The 18,437-nt window shown below is 34.0% G+C and carries 6 protein-coding genes and 1 pseudogene; 1 reads left to right on the forward strand and 6 read right to left on the reverse strand.

What is annotated here, in order from left to right:
* Window positions 1-134: 134 nt before the first annotated feature.
* From KPL51_RS02595 to KPL51_RS02610, 4 genes are read right to left on the reverse strand one after another with little or no spacing between them, the layout of a single operon-like run.
* Window positions 135-3,752: an AAA family ATPase gene (locus KPL51_RS02595; RefSeq protein WP_216156927.1), complete on the reverse strand. Its 3,618-nt coding sequence runs from the start codon at window positions 3,750-3,752 to the stop codon at window positions 135-137.
* Complete coding sequence (locus KPL51_RS02600) at window positions 3,739-4,989, reverse strand: exonuclease SbcCD subunit D (RefSeq protein ID WP_216156930.1); 1,251 nt, start codon at window positions 4,987-4,989, stop codon at window positions 3,739-3,741. Before KPL51_RS02600 ends, KPL51_RS02595 begins: the two co-directional genes overlap by 14 nt.
* 23 nt (window positions 4,990-5,012) lie before the next feature.
* Entirely contained in the window at window positions 5,013-9,164 is a 4,152-nt protein-coding gene (gene addA, locus KPL51_RS02605; protein ID WP_263628189.1) for a helicase-exonuclease AddAB subunit AddA, read from the reverse strand.
* Window positions 9,165-9,169: 5 nt separating this feature from the next.
* Entirely contained in the window at window positions 9,170-12,949 is a 3,780-nt protein-coding gene (locus KPL51_RS02610) for a helicase-exonuclease subunit AddB family protein (protein ID WP_216156936.1), read from the reverse strand.
* A gap of 284 nt (window positions 12,950-13,233) precedes the next feature.
* On the opposite strand from KPL51_RS02610, the gene KPL51_RS02615 reads away from it, so the two are divergent.
* A complete protein-coding gene (locus KPL51_RS02615; protein ID WP_216156939.1) occupies window positions 13,234-15,315 on the forward strand; it encodes a methyl-accepting chemotaxis protein in 2,082 nt (693 codons plus the stop codon).
* 74 nt (window positions 15,316-15,389) lie between these two features.
* Here KPL51_RS02615 and KPL51_RS02620 read toward each other — a convergent pair whose 3' ends face one another.
* Complete coding sequence (locus KPL51_RS02620; RefSeq protein ID WP_216156942.1) at window positions 15,390-17,114, reverse strand: phospho-sugar mutase; 1,725 nt, start codon at window positions 17,112-17,114, stop codon at window positions 15,390-15,392.
* A 249-nt stretch (window positions 17,115-17,363) separates the two neighbouring features.
* Window positions 17,364-18,407: pseudogene (locus KPL51_RS02625) on the reverse strand (nucleoside recognition domain-containing protein); the annotation flags it as partial.
* Window positions 18,408-18,437: the final 30 nt, after the last annotated feature.

Raw genomic sequence — 18,437 nt, forward strand, 5'->3', positions numbered from 1 at the left:
CAGGGTAGCGAACCTGAGGCAGGACGCCGAATGTGAGTGTCAGAGAATTTCATATTGTCAAAAGATTAGAATTTCTTAATCAAATTTCCAGTTTCAAGCTCGTTTGCAATTAATGCAGAAAAAATGGGACACCTTTACGTATATTCGAGTTTAACCTTGCTCCCCCCTTGGCCTTGTTCTGCTGGAGTAACTATTAGTTTTATTGGCACCCTATTCTTAAGTTCCTCCACGTGACTTATAATTCCCACAGACAAGGTACTTGAATGAAGCTTTTCAAGTGAATTCATTACTATTTCCAATAAATCAGTGTCTAAAGTTCCAAAACCTTCATCTAAGAAGAAGAACTCTAGTGGGGCGCTTCCTTTTAATTGAATTTGTGAGGATAGCGCTAGTGCAAGACATAGTGATGTTAAGAAGGTTTCTCCACCGGATAGAGTGTTAGTTTCACGTCTTGTACCTCCATTAAAATCATCTCTCATTACAAATGCTCCATCAGAATCAAGTTCCAAGGCATAACGTCCTCTTGTTATTTCCTTTAAACGTTTTGAGGCTTCCAAGGATATATATTTCAGCTGCTTCATGGCTACATATTCAACAAACTTATTTCCTTGAATTAAGTTATCAAGTTCTTTTAAAAGACCTAGCATATGTTCTATTTCGCCTTTCTTTTTTATAAGCGCTGCGAATTCTAGTAGTTTTCTTTCCATTTCTTCTAGCGCTCTATTTTCAGCACCTACAGCTTTATTCTTTTCTTCTAGAACAGTTTGCAGCATTTCTCTTTTTTCTTTTAACTCTTCAAAGAAAACTGGATCTATTTCTTTTCCTTTAAGGAGTTTCTCTAATCTTTGCAAATTATCTAAGATTCTACCCACTGCTGTTTCATAATTTTTTATTTCCTCTTCTAGTAGTTTAAGTGCATCTTTTGTAATTAAATAAAAGGATACTGTCTCTATACTCTGGAAGGAGTTTTCACTAAGAGATATTTTTAATTTTTCCTCCCCAGTAGCTAACACTTTTAATAGCATTACACTCTCCTTATCACTACTGGTCTTTTGGGTTTGTAAGCTTTGCATTTCTATATTTTCTCTATCTAAAACTGCTTTTAAATTTGATTCTTTAAGGGTTATGTTTTTAATTTCATCTCTTACCTTTTCTATTTCTATTTTAGGGGTTAGGTCCTTGGAAGGCTTGAATCCACATAATTCCTCAATTTGAATAGCCAAGCGATCTATTTCTGCTCTTTTTTCCTTGCCACTAGTTTCTATTTCTGTTTTTAAGGTAGTGAGATCCTTTAAAATCTTGTCTACTTCGGCCTTTTGTTTTTCTAGTGCTGACAGTACTAACCTAAGCTTCCTAGCACTAGCAGTTAATTTTATAACTTGATTATCCGTTACTTTAAGTTGCTGTATTTTTTCACTTATTGATACAATCATTGTACTATCACTTTGTTTTTGTTTAGTGGAATCCCCTTCCCTAGATAAATTCTCTTGTTTTTGCAAGTCTTCTTTTAAAAGCATGTCCTTTGTTACTATTTCCTTTAGTTTTTCTGTGGTAATGCACAGCTCTGCCTCTATTGCTACTACTGCTTCCTTTTCTTTTTTCAGACCTTCTTGGAGGATAGCTTCTGACCTGTCTAACTTACCTTTCTCTGCGCGAAGCTCAATTAAGGCTGCATCTAGCTCATTTTTTGCCTTATTATAATCTTCTAGGGTTTTCCTAAACTGGAGTAAGGATGCTTCACTTATGCTTCTTTGCTGCTGCAAATCATCAATGTTTAGGTCACCAAGTTTTTCAGAGATCTCTACCAGACTATTATTTATATACTCCACGTCTCTTAAAAGTTCTGCATTTTTAATTTGCTCTGCTTGAAGCTCTTTAACTAATTTTTCTAAAGTTACTTCCTGTGTTTGCTTTAATTTTTTCTTGTCATCTAAATCAATATTAACTATTACTTCTGCTAAATGAGTATGATGAAGAGATCCACATACTGGACATAGTTCTCCTTCTTGTAAATTAGAAGCTAAAACCGCAGCCATGCCTCCTAGCTCTATTTCTTTTATTTCAGCCTCTATTGTTTTAATCTGGGCTTTTGCGTTTTCTATAGCTTGTGACCTATTTTTTAAATCTTCACTTACTTTTTCGCTTTCCAACCTTTTAATATTGTATTTTTTTTCAAGCTCAGCCTTTAATTTATTGTTTTCTACAGCTTTATCTAGCATATCACGAAGTGTGCTAAAGGCATTCTGCTTTTCTAACAACAAATTATTATCTCCCGGGAAATTATCTGCTAAGGCTTTACTTTTTCCCTCTAAAACCGCTAATTTATTCCCACTGCTCTCCTGTAATAATAGAGCCTTACTATATCTTTCCGACGTTAGATTAACAGCCTTTTGGCAACCTTCCTGTTTATTTTTAAAAACCTCTACATTTTTCGTAGTGGTGGAAACTTCTAGCTCACTATTGTAGGCATACTGAAGTTTCTCTCTATATTCTGGAAGTATCTCTATTTCATTTAGATTATCTTCTGTTATTTTCAAATTATTTTCTGTTTCTGTTTTACTTACTCCTATCAGATTATAATTTATAGTTTTTTCATTTATATTTATCAAAAGTTGTCTATGTCTGTCTAAAAGATTCTGCCTTTCACTACCTAAATAATTTACTTTTTCCTGAATAGCTGTAGCTTGCTTAAGGCTTACTTCCTTTTCAATTAAAATAGGAAGTCTACTATTTTTATTGTTTATAGAAGCCTCATAAGAGGCTTTAGTTATATTTAGCATATTACCTAGATCTAAAAAAGCAGTGTTTAATTTTTCAAGAGTGACTTTGTTTATAACTAAACTATCTTTAGTTTCCACTACATTGTCAATAAAGGGTTTTACATTTAGTGCTGCACTTCCCCTGGTGAATTTTTCACTTTTGCTTTTAATTTCTGCTTCCTGAAGCTTTAACTCTTCCGCTGTTTTAACATACTGATTTTTTTCTTGTTGAAGCTCAAAAAGTGTTTTATACTCCTCATATTGTTTGTCTAAAGTGTTTTTTTCAGTTCTAAGAGCTTTTTCTTCACTTTTCAAACTGGCTAAGGATACTTGTATCTCCTTATGAGATTCTTCTCCTACATTTTCGTAACCTTTCATTTCTCCATCTAGCTCATTTCTAGCTTTTAGGTTCTCAGTTTTGATTACTCTTATTTTTTCATAGAGCTTTGTGCCGTATTTCTCTAGGGCAAAAATTCGCTCTAGCATATTTCTTCTTTCTTTTCCTGTAAGCTTCAAAAATTCATTAAATTTACCTTGAGGCAGTACTACGGACCTTGTAAAATCTTCAACTTTAAGTCCTATAATATCTATGATTTTCTCTTCTAAGTCCTTTGGTCCTTCTGCTAGCACCTGGTTATTTTCAGGGTTTTCTTTGTTAATTTCTATAAGCCTTGCATAGGCAGTTTTAAAATATCCAGTTTTTAGCCTCTTTATGCATCTTTCTGCTCTATAAAGCTTTCGAGTTTTCCCTAGGCCTATTTCAAAATCGTAGCTTATTTCTACCACATTTGTTTCTGTGTTTACAAACTCCTTGGTGTCTCTTGAGACTTTTCCATAAAGAGCAATAGTTATTCCATCTAAGATTGTGGATTTTCCGCTAGCTGTAGGACCAAAAATACCGAAAAGTCCTTTTTCTGTAAGCTTTGAAAATTCTATAGTTTGCTCTTCTACAAAGGAGTTTAAGCCCTTTATTTTAAGATTAACTGGTTTCATTTTTCGGATCCTCCTCGTCGTATGCTATGGTTAAGAATAAATCCATTAACTCTTTGGAGGGCTGGAGCCCTGCTTTTTCTTTTATGAAATATTCTTTAAACATTTCTTCCATGGATTTTTCTCTTAGACACTCTATTAAATCTTCTTCGCTATCAAGCCCTTCTAATATAGGCTGTATGGACACTATGTCACGCCTTAACCTTTTCATTTCCTTTATATGTTCTGTGCTTATTATTTCTTTGGTCTTTATTTCAAGATATACCCAAATATTTCTCTCGCCCTCTACACCACACTTTTGCAGGGCTTCTTCTACACTGTTACATTTCCATACTTCTATAGGCTTATAGTTTCTAAACATGATTTGGGATACTTCAGCCTCACTTCCAGCCTCAACATTTACTAAAAATGCTCCCTTGCTATAGTTTATTTCACTTTTGCTATATTGAATTGGAGAGCCAGAATATCTTATCTTTCCAGAGGTACCTGGAACCTTTTGAGGTCTATGAAGATGTCCTAAGGCTGAATACTGTGCCATTTTCGGAAAAACAGCTGGAGAAACTGAAAGACTTCCTCCTAGTTGTATACTTCTTTCTGACCCACTTTCCTCTCCACCCATAACGTAGAGATGAGATACTGCTAAGTTTATGGTATCTTCTCTATACTTAGTAGATAGCTTTTCAAAAAGTTGCCCTATTCTATCAGAATAGCACTTTTGCCTGTCCTCATCATCTAAGCTTTCTGAAAGCACTTCATTTAGCCTTTTTTCACTTGGATAAGGCAGTGTTATAATAACTGCCCTTTCCCCTCTAATACTTAGCTCTATATACCCTTCTCCGCTTTCTACTATTTCAAATTCATATTTATTATCTAAGTCTTCTTCCCCAAAGCTACCTTGTTTTGCTATACTCTTTGGCTCACCTAGTAGTATTACTCCATGCTTATAAGCAAGTGGACTAGCTGCAACTAACCGCTCTGGGTTATCGTGATTACCTGCAATGACTAGCACTGCAGTTTTGCCACTTTTAGTTATATTCTTAAGGGTTTTATAAAACATTGATTCTGCCTTTGCTGGGGGATTTCCATTATCATAAATATCTCCAGCTATAATAACTAAATCTATATCATTTTTACCCACTATTTCTTCAAATTCACCTAAAAATTCTTCCTGTTCTTCTAGCCTACTGTACTGCTCTAGGGTTTTCCCCAAATGCCAATCGGAGGTGTGAAGTATTCTCATATATGCCGCTCCTTTCTTACTTTTTATTCTACTTTCACGGCTTCATCTATACTAAATAGGTATAGATAGCTCTCTTTAACTTTCTTTTGTAGTGTTGTTTCCAGGGCTCTAGCATAATAATCTAGTTGAGACCTGTATTTCTCAACTAAATCGCTAACCTTACCATCTTTCACAGAATCCGTTTTATAATCCACCAAGATTATTTCTCCGTTTTCCTCAAAATAGCAGTCTATTATTCCTTGAAGCATTATTTTTTCCTCTCCATATATATCTATTGGAAGGTTTTTATAAATTTCACTAGAGCTTATCTCCATATGGAAAGGCACTTCTCTTTTTAAGATATTTAACCCATAAGCCTTTACCATTCTTTGCCCAAGTTCTGTTTTAAATAATTTTACTATTTTCACGACTCGTACAGCTTTGCCCTCTTCCTCTGACATTAAGAGTTTTTCAATGTAAATTTGAATTTGATCCTCTATTTCATCCCTATTTTCAACTTTGGACAAATCCAATCTTTGCACCACCGCATGCATGGCAGTTCCTTTTTCTGCTGGGCTTAAACCCTTGGTTTTTTCTAAAAATTTAGGTTTACTTATAAGTTTTGGCATATACATAGTTTCTGAGTCGCCTTCTGTAAGCTCCACATTAAATTTTCTCTTAAGCTCAGTTACCGTAAGTACTGTAGGCATTTTTGTAGACATTTCATATTTATATTTAAAGCCAAGCCTTTTATCTATCTCTTCCAGATTTTGATCATCCGTGATTTTTTCCTGAAGATTCCATAACTTTTCCTCTGTACTCACAGGAGTATCTTCCTCAATTTCTTGCGACTTAACTATATCATCTCTATTCCAAAATCTTACCTGCCAGCTAGAGGGATGGTCTAATAACTTTACGTTATCGTCCTGTATTCCAATTAATTCTCTTAGCATTTTCCCATCTTCATGCCTTATTACTGATGGTACTATCCAATCTAGATAACTTTTGGCTTTTAGAATTTCATATTCTCCAAGCTTTTCCGTGGACTCTTCTAAACTTGAACTCATTCTTCCTATATTTTTCTCTATGTTTTTCATTGACCCAGTTATTATTAGTTTTTCCTTAGCCCTTGTAAATGCTACGTATAGCACTCTCATTTCCTCTGAAAGGCTTTCAATTTTTATTTTCTTTCTTAGTGCTTGTTTTAAAACTGTAGGATAGGAAATTCTTCTTATGGGGTCCACATAATCTGGACCGTAACCTAATTCATGATGAAATAATATACTTTTATTTATATCCATTAAGTTAAAGTTTTTGCCTGTACCACTTAAAAATACTACTGGAAATTCTAGGCCCTTACTTTTATGAATGCTCATTATCCTAACCACATTTTCATTTTCCCCTAAGGTTTTAGCACTGCCCATGTCTCCAGAACTTACTTTTAGCTTGTTTATGAAGTTAATAAAGTTAAACAGTCCCTTATAGCTAGTTTCTTCATATTGTTTAGCCCTTTGGAAAAGTACTCTTAGGTTTGCCTGTCTTTGCATTCCACCAGGCATGGCTCCTACATAACCATAATAGCCTGTGTCTGTGTATAAATACCAGATGAATTCGTCAATGGGCATATATTTGCAAGTTCGTCTCCAGTGGTCTAATCTTTTTAGGAATTTAGAGAGTTTTTGGATTATGGATGACTTTTCAAGGGTTAATACTTTATATTCTGATTCTGATTCGCCCTCTGTTTCCGATGATTCAAGCTCTGAATCTGTTGGTTCAAGCTCTTGTTCTAATGCTTTGGTTTCTGACTGTAGCAACTGAGGTTCCTTTAAATTTTCGTCTTGTACTGCTTCTTTGCTGCTCAGAAAATTTACCATGGCCTCGTAAAAGGTAATTTCCCTTTGCCCTATTCTTATGTCTACTAACTCCTCTGAGGTAAATCCGCCTATAGGAGAGCGTAGTACTGAAAGCATAGGAATGTCTTGCCTTGGATTATCTATAATTTGAAGGAGACTCATGACTATTTGGATTTCTACGGTATTAAAATACCCTGTGCCTGTATCTGCATAAACTGGTATGCCTTCTATCTTTAATTCTTCTAAAAATGAAGGTGCCCAATTTGAGGTAGCACGTAGTAATATTACAATATCCTTGTAAGATGCATTTCTATATTCTTTTATATTTTTATCGTAAACTTTAAAGGCATTTTCATCATCATGTAGCATTAATTCTTTTATTCGTTTTGCCACAATTCTAGCTTCTAATTGAATATTTGTAGGGGTTTCGTCCTCTGCTGATTTGCCTAAGTCTTCATTTTCCGATCCGTCTGACTGACTTTCCTCTTCAGCATCTGAATTTTCCTCAGTTATGTCTACAGCTTCTTTTTCAATAAGGTGTAGTTCTACTGGTCCACCTACTACTCCCTCATCTTTAAGGTCTTCAAAATAAGCGCCTAAATTCAGTGCTTCTTCATCTGTATAGTCAAGGTCTCCAATGTTTTTGCACATTACTCCTTTGAAAATATAGTTTACCGCATTTATAACTGGTTCTCTACTTCTAAAGTTTTTATATAGGGTTATTTTTCTGGTTTTAGCCCCTTCCTCCTTAGAATAGCTACTATATTTGCCAAGGAATAGTTCTGGCCTTGCCTGCCTAAATCTATATATACTCTGTTTTACATCTCCTACCATAAATACATTGGGAGCCCCTATTTTTTCTCTTGAAATTATATTTAATAGTGTTTCTTGCACCATGTTGCTGTCTTGATATTCATCTATCAAAATTTCTTCATATTTATTTCTAAGTTGGATGGCTACAGAAGATGGTTCTGGTTTTCCCTGTTCATCTAGGACTACTTCCCCTTGCTCATTTTTCTGCATTAATATATGGAGGCAATAGTGCTCAAAGTCATTGAAATCTATTATAGAACGTTCCTTTTTCTTTTGTTTATATTTTTCCTGCAAATCTATAACTAGTTGTGATAGTTCTAACATGAGAGGGTAAAGTTCTTTTATATCCTCTATGGCTGTTTCTGAATTTGCAGTAACTATCTGACCTTGTAGCTCTTGTAATTGTTTTTTCACCTTGTTTCTTATATCTTGTACTACCTTTTGTTTTTCCTTATCCTTGCAACCTCTTATAGTTGGGAGTTTTGGAAAGCTCAAAAGTTCTATAGTATCTGTTAAGTTTTTAAAGGAGTTTTTAGATGCGCTTATAATGTCTGCAATAGAGGCTAAATCTTCTTTAAACACATCTTTGTACAAGGTAATGGCTTCATTTTCTTCTATGATTCTCAATGCCTTTATCATTACTTTTTCAATACCCAGTAGTTCTATTTTTGTATCTTCCATCAAAACCGTTGCCCAAGGGGTACCGCTGAGATTATAACCATCTTTAATGTTAAAATCCTCTGCAGCCCCAAGTAGCCATTTTGTTGGCTCTGTAGAACTCATGGAGAAATTATAAAGGCTTAGAACTATGCCTTGTAGGCCTAAGTCCTCTTTGTTATTACTATAGGCTTCGACTAGGTTTAAGAAACTAAAGTCTTTTGGGTTATTTAATGTTGTTGTTTCCGCGGGTTCTAGGAAACTATTGGATTCCGCTAACTCTGAAGATATAGGAATTTCCACTAGCTGGTGAAGACTAGAGGCTTCAGATGGTTGGCTAAGTCTATGGGCTTCAGTGTTCTCGTCTTCTTTAATTTTCTGCTCTTCTGCAATGGATACATATCTTTCTTCAAAAAGTTCCTCTAGAGCTTCCTGTTTTAGAAGTACCGCTTCTGTTGTATCTGCTATTCTAAAATTAGGGTCTAAGTCTACTATATGAAAATTACTTCTAATAACTTCAAGGCAGAAGGAGTGAATAGTTGTAATGCTAGATTTATTTAATAATGTTAACTGTCTTTGTAGCAATTTACTTTGTGGATTTTTGTGAAGCTCTTTTGAAATTGCTGCAGCTATTCTCTCTCTCATTTCTGATGCAGCTGCATTAGTAAAAGTAACTACTAAGAGCTTGTCTATGTCTGTTGGCCTATCTTCGTCTGTTACTATTTTTATTATTCGCTCTACGAGTACTGCAGTTTTTCCTGAACCTGCAGCTGCAGCTACTAGTATATTGCAGTCACGAGTTAAAATAGCCTTTTGTTGGTCATCGGTCCATGAAACTGCTTTTTCCACAGGCACAATTTCGCTTATATCCATTCCCATTACTCTTCTCCTCCTGTCTTTTGATGATTTGTGGTGTTTGATTTAGTTTTGTTTTGTGATTCTACTTTGTCCTCTAAGTCAGCCGTATCCAATAATTCATTTTGAACTAAGGGATCTACAGATTCCTTTGATAAGAGTTCCCAAATTTCTTGGTCCTTCCTATCTTTTATTATCTTATAATTATTTTCCTTTAATGTAGGGTCAAATTGGCATATAGCTGTGTATTCACAATAAGAACAAGGGGTAATATCCTTTTTCTTGTAGGGCTTTATGTCTATTTCTCCACTTAGCATTTCCTCGCAAGTACTTATTAGGTTTTCCTTTACGTGATTAAGTAGCATATTAAATTGCTCCACAGTTGCTACAGAAGATCTTGAGCCTAATTCTCCATCTTTTTTAATAGATGCTGGGACAACTAAAGAAGCTCCTTGAATATTTCTATCCATTTCCCTAATTATTTTTGTATCTGCTAGCAGTAGTCCCTTCATTTTTAAAGCCTTCATTATGGCTCTTTCCAGTTCTTCTTCATCTAAATTATTTTTAGCTTTTATTACTGGATCATCTATTTTAAAGTACAGTATACCTGCCGGAAAAATAGGCTCCCTTGATAGCTGGCTCTCATTTGTAAGCATTGCATCTAAATAGGTAAGTAATTGTATTTGAAGTCCGTAATATACATCAGATAGTTTAAAATCCTTATTGCCGGATTTATAATCTATAATTCTGTAGAATTCTTCTCCTTCATTTATCAATTTATCTACTCTATCAATTCTACCAACTAAATTTACAATTTCTCCTGTGGATAGTTCTACCTGAATCGGTGGATAATCTCCCTCATTAAATCCAAAGGATACTTCATATCCAAAAGGTTCAAAACCACTATTTTTCATCTGCTCAACTATTACCAAAATGGTTCGCTTTAAAACCCTCTTTAACCGCTCAGTAAAGTACTTATACCTTGGTGAACTATTTAATATATAACCACTGGAGCCTTCTGCCGCTTCCATTTCTACAATAGTTGCTATATTTTTCTCGCACCAGTCTTTATTTAAATCCGCCCATTTTATTTCACTTTTATCCACAAGCTTTGAAAAATTATCAAGCACACTGTGCATAAAACTTCCGAGGTCTGGGGATGAAAAGGTAAAAGTTTTTCTCTCTTTTGCTTTTAGGCCATATTGCACAAAATATGCAAAGGGACACTCTTCATACTTTTCAATTCTAGATACACTAAAATAGTTTTTTGCTCCATAAAGTAGTTTTACTTTTTCCTTTTCAAGCATTTTAACTTCATTCTTATAGTCAAAGCCCTGGAACATGGTGCTTGACTTTTCTTTCCAATGTTCTTCATTTTGAAACCACTTATAAACTTTTATCCAAAGTGGGGATATATAGCCCTCTTCTAAATATTTTCTTAGTGCAAAGATTAGTCCATTAAAAGTTGGAGTTTTGGCACTTACCTCTCGAAGTTCGCGGTCTTCCTTTGAATCATCAACATACTCTGTTATATTGCTTTCTTCTATAAGTCCCTTAAATAAGGATTTAAATCTGGATATTATAATAGAAGGTCTTAAGGTTTTGCCTTCATAATCTGCTATAGGATAACTTATGTTTAAATATTTACTTGGGATAGTTATTGTAGCATAAATTAAATACTGCTCATTAAACACTTCGGTTTTTGTATCATTGGCCAGCTCTACATTGTTTTCTTTTAAAATTATACGGTCACTGTCTGTAAATATTCCCTCTTCCTTGTTTGCCTTTGGGAACACTCCATCATTTACCCCTATAATGTATAAAGCACTTATATCATGACTTTTAATACGCTCCACAGAGCTGATGGCAACTCCATCTAAGGCTGGCGGAATAAGTCCCATTTGATGTTTACTAAAGCCAAGGGACAGGATTTTTACAAAATCCTCTAGTGTTAGAATTTCTTTGCCAAGCACATCTACCATCTGGTCTAATAACTCGTTAACTAGATTCCATATTTTACTGTACTCTGTGACTTGCTCCTGGGCACCGTCCCTTTTGAAAGTCTCTATCCAGAGCTCTATGGTTTTATCTACCTTTATGTTTTCTAGAAATTCAAATAGGGCAGTACAAATTTTTATAGTGGTATTTTTGCCCCTTAATTTTTCATTTAGTTCAATTAGTGGTTTTATGAAAGCTTCCCTTGTATCGTTTAATATTTTAATTGTAGCTTCAATTTTTTCAGCTTCACTTTCTTCTTTTTTTGCTGGGATTTCGGATTCTTCGAATGCTGACTCTTCGTTTTGCTCGGCTTCTGGATTTTTAATCTCTTCTATTATAGAGTATTTAATTACTTGCGTTGTAAACTCCTCAGTTTTTTCTGACTTCTCCGTTTTCAACGCTTTCGTATTTTCTATATCCTTTTGCAACTGCTCAGCGACTGCCTTATTGATATAATATTCTTTAAAATAAAATTCTATTTTTTCCTGCCATAACTCAGCTTCTGTCCATTTCCTTTTGCCCCTTATGCCAGCTGCTATTACGAAGTTTTCTAGTATATCTATATTTTCCATCTTTATATCTAATAACCCTGTCTTAAGGTATCTAAACACGGCTTCATAACTAAAGTTTTTAGTGAATATCTCAACGGCTCCGGTTATTAACACAATTAGAGGATTACTTGTTATATCCTTTTTCTTATCTATAAATATAGGTATATTATATTCTTTAAAAATAGCCTTGATTAATTTTTCATAGGAAGGTAAATCCCTAGTTACTACTGCTATTTTATTAAACCTTATATTTTCATCTCGGCAAAGCCTTAAGATATCCTTTGCTACATGCTCTATTTCTGAATATGAATTTAGACCTTTAAACAGCTTTATATTTTTACATCTCGCAGTGGTTGGGGTATATGGGAATGCAAAATAATTTTTCTCAAGGAAAGAAAGTTCTGCATTATCTTTGAATTTATGCTTCTTGCTGCCTTGTAGCTCTATAGGCGCCTCGATACTAGTTCCAGTTAACTCAGCAATTTCTAATAACTTATCTTCTGTAAATTTTATAGAATAAAAAGCATTAGACTCTTCCATTCCTTTTGAATGCTGGGAGCTATTTAATGGAAGTGTTATATTTACCCTCTTGGCCTTTTTATATAGTTTCTCAATTATTCCATACTGCTGCGGTGTAAATCCAGTAAACTCATCAAGCCAAAATTCAGAACCATCAAGATCACATTCATCAATAGCATTATATAGACGGGTTAAATCGTCATCTGGGTCCACGTAGTTTTTATTTAAAATATTATCAAATTGCCCATATATAAGGGATAAATCTGTTATTTTATCTATTAGTAAGGGGTTTTCCCCTAAATTTTCTTTTACCGCATTTAAGTCTTCCACAGAAATTCCATATTTTTTGAATTCTGTGATTGCGCCAGCTACATTATCTACAAAGCCCTTTTGCCTTGAAGCTGCACTAAATACTTTGAATTCATCTTGATTCTTTTGCATTATGCTATGAATGAGCATTGCTTTTCCTGAGGTATCCATAGAACTACGGGTTATTCCTCCAACCTCACTAAATACTTTGTAGGCTAATCTATTAAAACTAAGTACTTGGACATTCTTTATTCCTGTAGATCCAACTACTTTTATAAGATTTTTTTCAGCTTGAAAAGAGAATTGTTCTGGCACTAAAAGTACTAGGGGTTTTTCACGCTCTTCCACTTGCCTATGCTTTATATCTTCTAAGCAGAAAGTACTTTTCCCTTTGCCAGCTCCTCCGTAAATAAATCTTAAACTCACAAAAACACATCCTTTCTTTTGACCTTATTATATTATACCATGTATGATTTTGCCCATAATACATTAATTTACTACTATAGTCTTTTTATTATTTACCACATTAGACGAATTTAAAATTAATCACTATAAAAACCAAAAATATAGTGTAAAATTTAGTGAAACATGGTATTATTATGTTGAATTTTTAATATAATTGACATTTTTTTATAATTTTAACTATAATAAGTGAAATTATGTGAATAATTTGCAATTATACAAGTGATTAAAAAAATAGGGGTGTGAAAATGAAATCTATAAAACATCAATTAGTCATTATTACCATTTTTCTGGTAGCTATACCATTTGTAGTATCAAATTTAATTTCTGATCATTATATGTCAACTCAATTAAAAAACGATGTATCCATTAATAATCGAGTTTTCGCAAAAACTGTAGGAAATAGTGTTTTTGATTATATGGCCAAATCCTATGCTTTAACTGAGGAATTAGCAAAAAGTAGAGCAGTTAGTGACTTTGTACCTAAAAAACAAAGTGAAGCAATTAAAGGCACTATAGAAAGAAATCCGTATTTCGATTTATTTTATATTCAGGACATGAAAGGTGATCAAACATCTAGGAGTGCAGGTACTCTAGCTAATAGAGCTGACCGATGGTGGTTTAAACAAGCCCTTGAGCTAAAAGAGCCTTTTATTACAAAATCATATTTAACAACTAATGGTGACAATTATGCAGTAAATTCTATAATATACCCAATTAAAAATGATAAATCAGAGTTAATAGGTGTAATGGCTGCTGATCTAAAACTTGAAGAATTGCAAAATATAGTTGAAAGATATAGTACTAAAGATAGCTATGCTTATGTAATAGATGGTGAAGGTGCAGTAATAGCCCATCCTGATAAATCTCAGATTTCAGAAATATATAATTATAAAACTATGACTAAAACTATTAAAGTAAAGGACGCATCTGGTAATATAATAAAAGATGCTGCTGGAGTTCCTAAAACAGAAACTCAAAAAATTACAGTTCCAGATGAATTAAAAAACATAACAGGTTATGCCTTAAGTGGCAAAAAAGGAATTACACAGTATGAAGACACAAATAAAAATAAAATAATTAGCGCTTATGACACTATAAAGCTACCCGGTAATTCTGGTAATTGGGCAGTCATAACTGTTGAAAAAGAATCAGCCGCTTTGGCTTCCATAAGTGCCATAAGATTCAAGAATATAATTTTTGCCGCTATATTATTGATACTTACTTCGATTCTTGTATCTGTATTATCTAAGAAAATTACAGATCCAATTTATAGAATAAAAGACTTAGCTAAACGATTATCTTTCTATGATTTTTCTGAAGGAATTATTATAAAAGGGAAAAATGAATTCGCAGAAACAGGAATAGCTTTAAATACTGCGCAACAAAATATTAGTGAATTAGTTAAAGAAATAATGAGTAATTCTTCGGATATGAGTGCATCATCTGAAGAACTTTCAGCTACAGTTCAAGAAATAACATCTAGAATGGAAACTATAGATCATTCAACGCAAGAAATAGATAAAAATACACAAGAAGCCAGTGCTACCTCCGAAGAAATAACCGCTTCTGTGGAAGAGGTTAACTCAAGTATGGACGAACTAGCCTCAAAAGCTATGGAAGGTAGCGATAATGCTATGCACATAAAAGGGAGAGCTAATGATGTTCGAGCAGGTGCTAAACAAGCATTAGAAGATAGCAATAATATTTATAGAGAAAAAGAAAAAAATATATTAAAAGCTATAGAAGATGGAAAAGTTGTAGCAGAAATAAAAATTATGGCTGATGGAATTGCCGCAATCGCAGAGCAAACTAATTTACTTGCATTAAATGCAGCAATTGAAGCTGCAAGAGCTGGCGAGCAAGGGAAAGGATTTGCAGTGGTTGCAGATGAAGTAAGAAAGCTTGCAGAGAAATCCTCAGAAACTGTAAATACTATTCAATCTACTATAACAAAGGTTGAACAATCATTTAACAATTTATCAGTAAATAGCAATGATATACTTAAATTTATGTTGGATAATATTAGACCTATTTTAGAAGAGTATGTAGAATCAAGCAATCAATATGGTCAAGATGGCGAATTTGTAAGTTCCATGTCAGAAGAAATTGCATCAATGTCTGCAGAGGTGGAAGCTACTGTAAATCAAGTTAGTACAGCCGTTCAAATTCTGTCACAAAATTCACAACTTTCTGCAGAGCGTACTGGAGATATTAAAGTTAGTATAGAAGAAACTACAATAGCTATAGATCAAGTTGCTCAAACTTCACAAAACCAGGCAGAACTAGCACAAAAGCTTAATGAATTGGTTCAGAGATTTATAATTTAAGTTTTATACAGAAATATAACATTAAGGGATTCATATAATGCAGTAAAATGCATTACATGAATCCCTTATTAGTTCTATTTTGTGCTTTGAAGTTTTTCTATGATTATCTCTTTCATTTCTACTAATTTCTTTTCTGCGAGTGCTAAAGTTTTCCCCTTAGAGTACATGTATATTTTAATTTTTGGTTCTGTACCTGAAGGTCTTACAGCATACCAGCTCTCATCATCAAAATAAAATTTAAGTACATTAGATACTGGAATTCCACTAGATTCTTCTGTTCCATTGATTACGTCATAAGATTTTTCTATTTCATAATCTATATATTTAACTAGCTTAGCGCCACCTAAATTCTTTGGATTATCTTTTCTATATTCTTCCATCATCCTAGAAATTCTCTTTTGTCCTTCTATGCCTTCTAAAACTATAGATATTAAGTTTTCTCTATAATATCCAAATTCCGCGTATATCTCATTTAGTACATTTATTAGTGTTTTACCTTGTGATTTATAGTAGGCTGCTGCTTCACATAAAAGCATGGATGATATTACTCCATCTTTGTCGCGAACGAAAGTACCAGCAACATAGCCTATGCTTTCTTCATATCCAAAGATGAATTCGTAGCTATTGTCTCTTTTAAAATCATTGACCTTGCCACAAATATTTTTGAATCCTGTTAGTACTTCAAAAGTCTCAACACCGTATTTCTTAGCTATTGCTTTACCTAAATCACCAGTTACTAGAGATTTAACTATGGCGGCATTCTTTGGAAGTGTGCCTTTTTCCTTCATTCCTTCTATGACATATTTTATTAATATAGCTCCTGTTTGATTACCATTAAAAGCAACATATTCGCCCTTATCATCTCTAACCATTATGGCAAGTCTATCACAATCTGGATCTGTAGCTATTAATAATTCGGCTCCTTCTTTAGTGCCAAGTGCCTGTGCATATTTAAAGGCTTTTACATCCTCTGGGTTTGGATATCCTACTGTGGTAAAGTCTGGATCTGGATTTTCTTGCTCTGGTACTACTATTATATTTGTAAAGCCTCTTTCTTTTAGTACACGCCTTACTGGTATATTTCCTGTCCCATTTAGAGGAGTATATACAACTTTTATATCCTTATCTATATCATCTCTTATAGCAAGACCTTTTACTTTTTCAAAATACTCATCATCCATGGCTTTTCCAAGCATTACTATTAAGCCTTTTTCCTTGGCGACCTCCATATCCATTAATTTTATAGTACTGAAATCTGTAATACTCTGAATTTTTTCTGTTATACCATCTGCGATAGATGATAAAATTTGTGCACCATCTTCCCAATATACCTTATATCCGTTGTATTCTTTAGGGTTGTGGCTAGCAGTTACTACAATTCCTGAGGCAGTATGTAATGTTCTTACCGCATAAGATAATTCTGGAGTAGGTCTTAGCTGCTCAAACAAATAAGCCTTTATTCCGTTTGCTGCTAAAACTTGTGCTGCTGTGGCTGCAAATTTCTCTGAAAAATGTCTACAGTCGTAAGCTATAGCTACACCTCTATCCATATATTCACTGCCATAACCTTTTATATAATCTGCAAGTCCTTGAGTTGCTCTTGAGATAATATATATGTTCATTCTGTTAAGTCCTGCTCCTAATTTTCCTCTTAACCCTGCAGTTCCAAACTCTAAATCCATATAAAATCTATCTTGAATCTCTTTAGGGTCTTCGCCTATTAACCTTAATTCTTCTCGAGTCTTTTCATCAAAGTATTCATTATTTAACCATTCGTCATATTTTTTCATGTAAGTCATTTTAAGTCCCACCTTTCCAAATAATTACTATTACTAGCATTATACATTATTTTATATGTTTTTTAAACAATACTTTTTGGTGGTTACTTATGGTGGTGACTTACTTGGGGCTTTTCTTGGGTCTATTGGAGGGCTTTTGGGGGACTTTTCGGCTTTTCTTGGGGACGGTTATGAATTAATTTAATTAATTCTTAACCGTCCCTGAGCTTTTGATTGTTTAAAAATTTGTTAACCGTCCCCAAGGTTTTGTTAAAACAGTCTATAGATTTTAGCTGTGCAAAAACAAATGATTATTGCTATAACTGTGGGCATTAATACAGATAATAATGTCCATTTTATACTGCCCGTTTCTTTTTTGATGGTCCAGACTGTTGTGGCACAAGGAAAATGTAGTAGTGAAAATAGCATGGTGTTTATTAATGTTAAGTAAGTCCATCCATTATTAAGCAATATTTCTCTAAGTTGATCTATGCTTTCAAACTGAAGCATAGATCCTTTCGATAGGTATGCCATTAAAAGAATAGGAAGTACTATTTCATTTGCTGGGAACCCTAAGATAAAAGCTATTAGAATAAAGCCCTCCAGACCTATCATCTTGGCAAATGGATTTAGGAAATTGGCTGCATGAGCTAGTATACTTATATCTCCTATTATGATATTTCCAAGAATATAAGTTATTGCACCAGCGGGTATTGCTACAGTTATAGCCCTTCCTAGCACAAACATGGTTCTATCAATTATAGATGTATAGAGAACTCTACCAAGTTGAGGTCTTCTATATGGTGGAAGTTCTAAAGTAAAACTCGAGGGCATGCCTCTTAAAATCGTTTTTGATAATGCGTAGGATGTTAGTAGGGTAATCCCTATGCCTATAAGCACTAAAACAACTACCATTAATGCAGCTATAATAGAGCTAGTTGCGGAAGAAAAACTCACTCCCACAAACACCATTGATAGGGCTATAAGGGTAGGAAATCTTCCATTACAGGGTACAAAATTATTGGTTACAATGGCTATAAGCCTCTCTCTTGGGGATTCAATTATCCGACAAGCTATTACTCCTGCTGCATTGCAACCAAAGCCCATACACATGGTTAGTGCTTGCTTACCATGGCAGCATGCTTTTTTAAACACATGGTCTAAATTAAAGCATATTCTAGGCAGATATCCACCATCCTCAAGGAGTGTAAATATAGGAAAGAATATTGCCATAGGTGGAAGCATCACAGATACTACCCAGGCAAAGGTTCTATATATTCCTAGCACTAAAAGATTGTTTAACCAAAGAGGAACTTTTATATATATAAAAAATAAATTAAGATT

The organism is Clostridium bowmanii, assembly GCF_018861315.1.
GTDB classification, from domain to species: domain Bacteria; phylum Bacillota; class Clostridia; order Clostridiales; family Clostridiaceae; genus Clostridium_AD; species Clostridium_AD bowmanii.

Coding starts and splice junctions, on each gene's coding strand:
- KPL51_RS02595 (WP_216156927.1), bottom strand. CDS start 3,752: ATGAAACCAGTTAATCTTAAAATAAAGGGCTTAAACTCCTTTGTAGAA.
- KPL51_RS02600 (WP_216156930.1), bottom strand. CDS start 4,989: ATGAGAATACTTCACACCTCCGATTGGCATTTGGGGAAAACCCTAGAG.
- addA (WP_263628189.1), bottom strand. CDS start 9,164: ATGGATATAAGCGAAATTGTGCCTGTGGAAAAAGCAGTTTCATGGACC.
- KPL51_RS02615 (WP_216156939.1), top strand. CDS start 13,234: ATGAAATCTATAAAACATCAATTAGTCATTATTACCATTTTTCTGGTA.
- KPL51_RS02620 (WP_216156942.1), bottom strand. CDS start 17,114: ATGACTTACATGAAAAAATATGACGAATGGTTAAATAATGAATACTTT.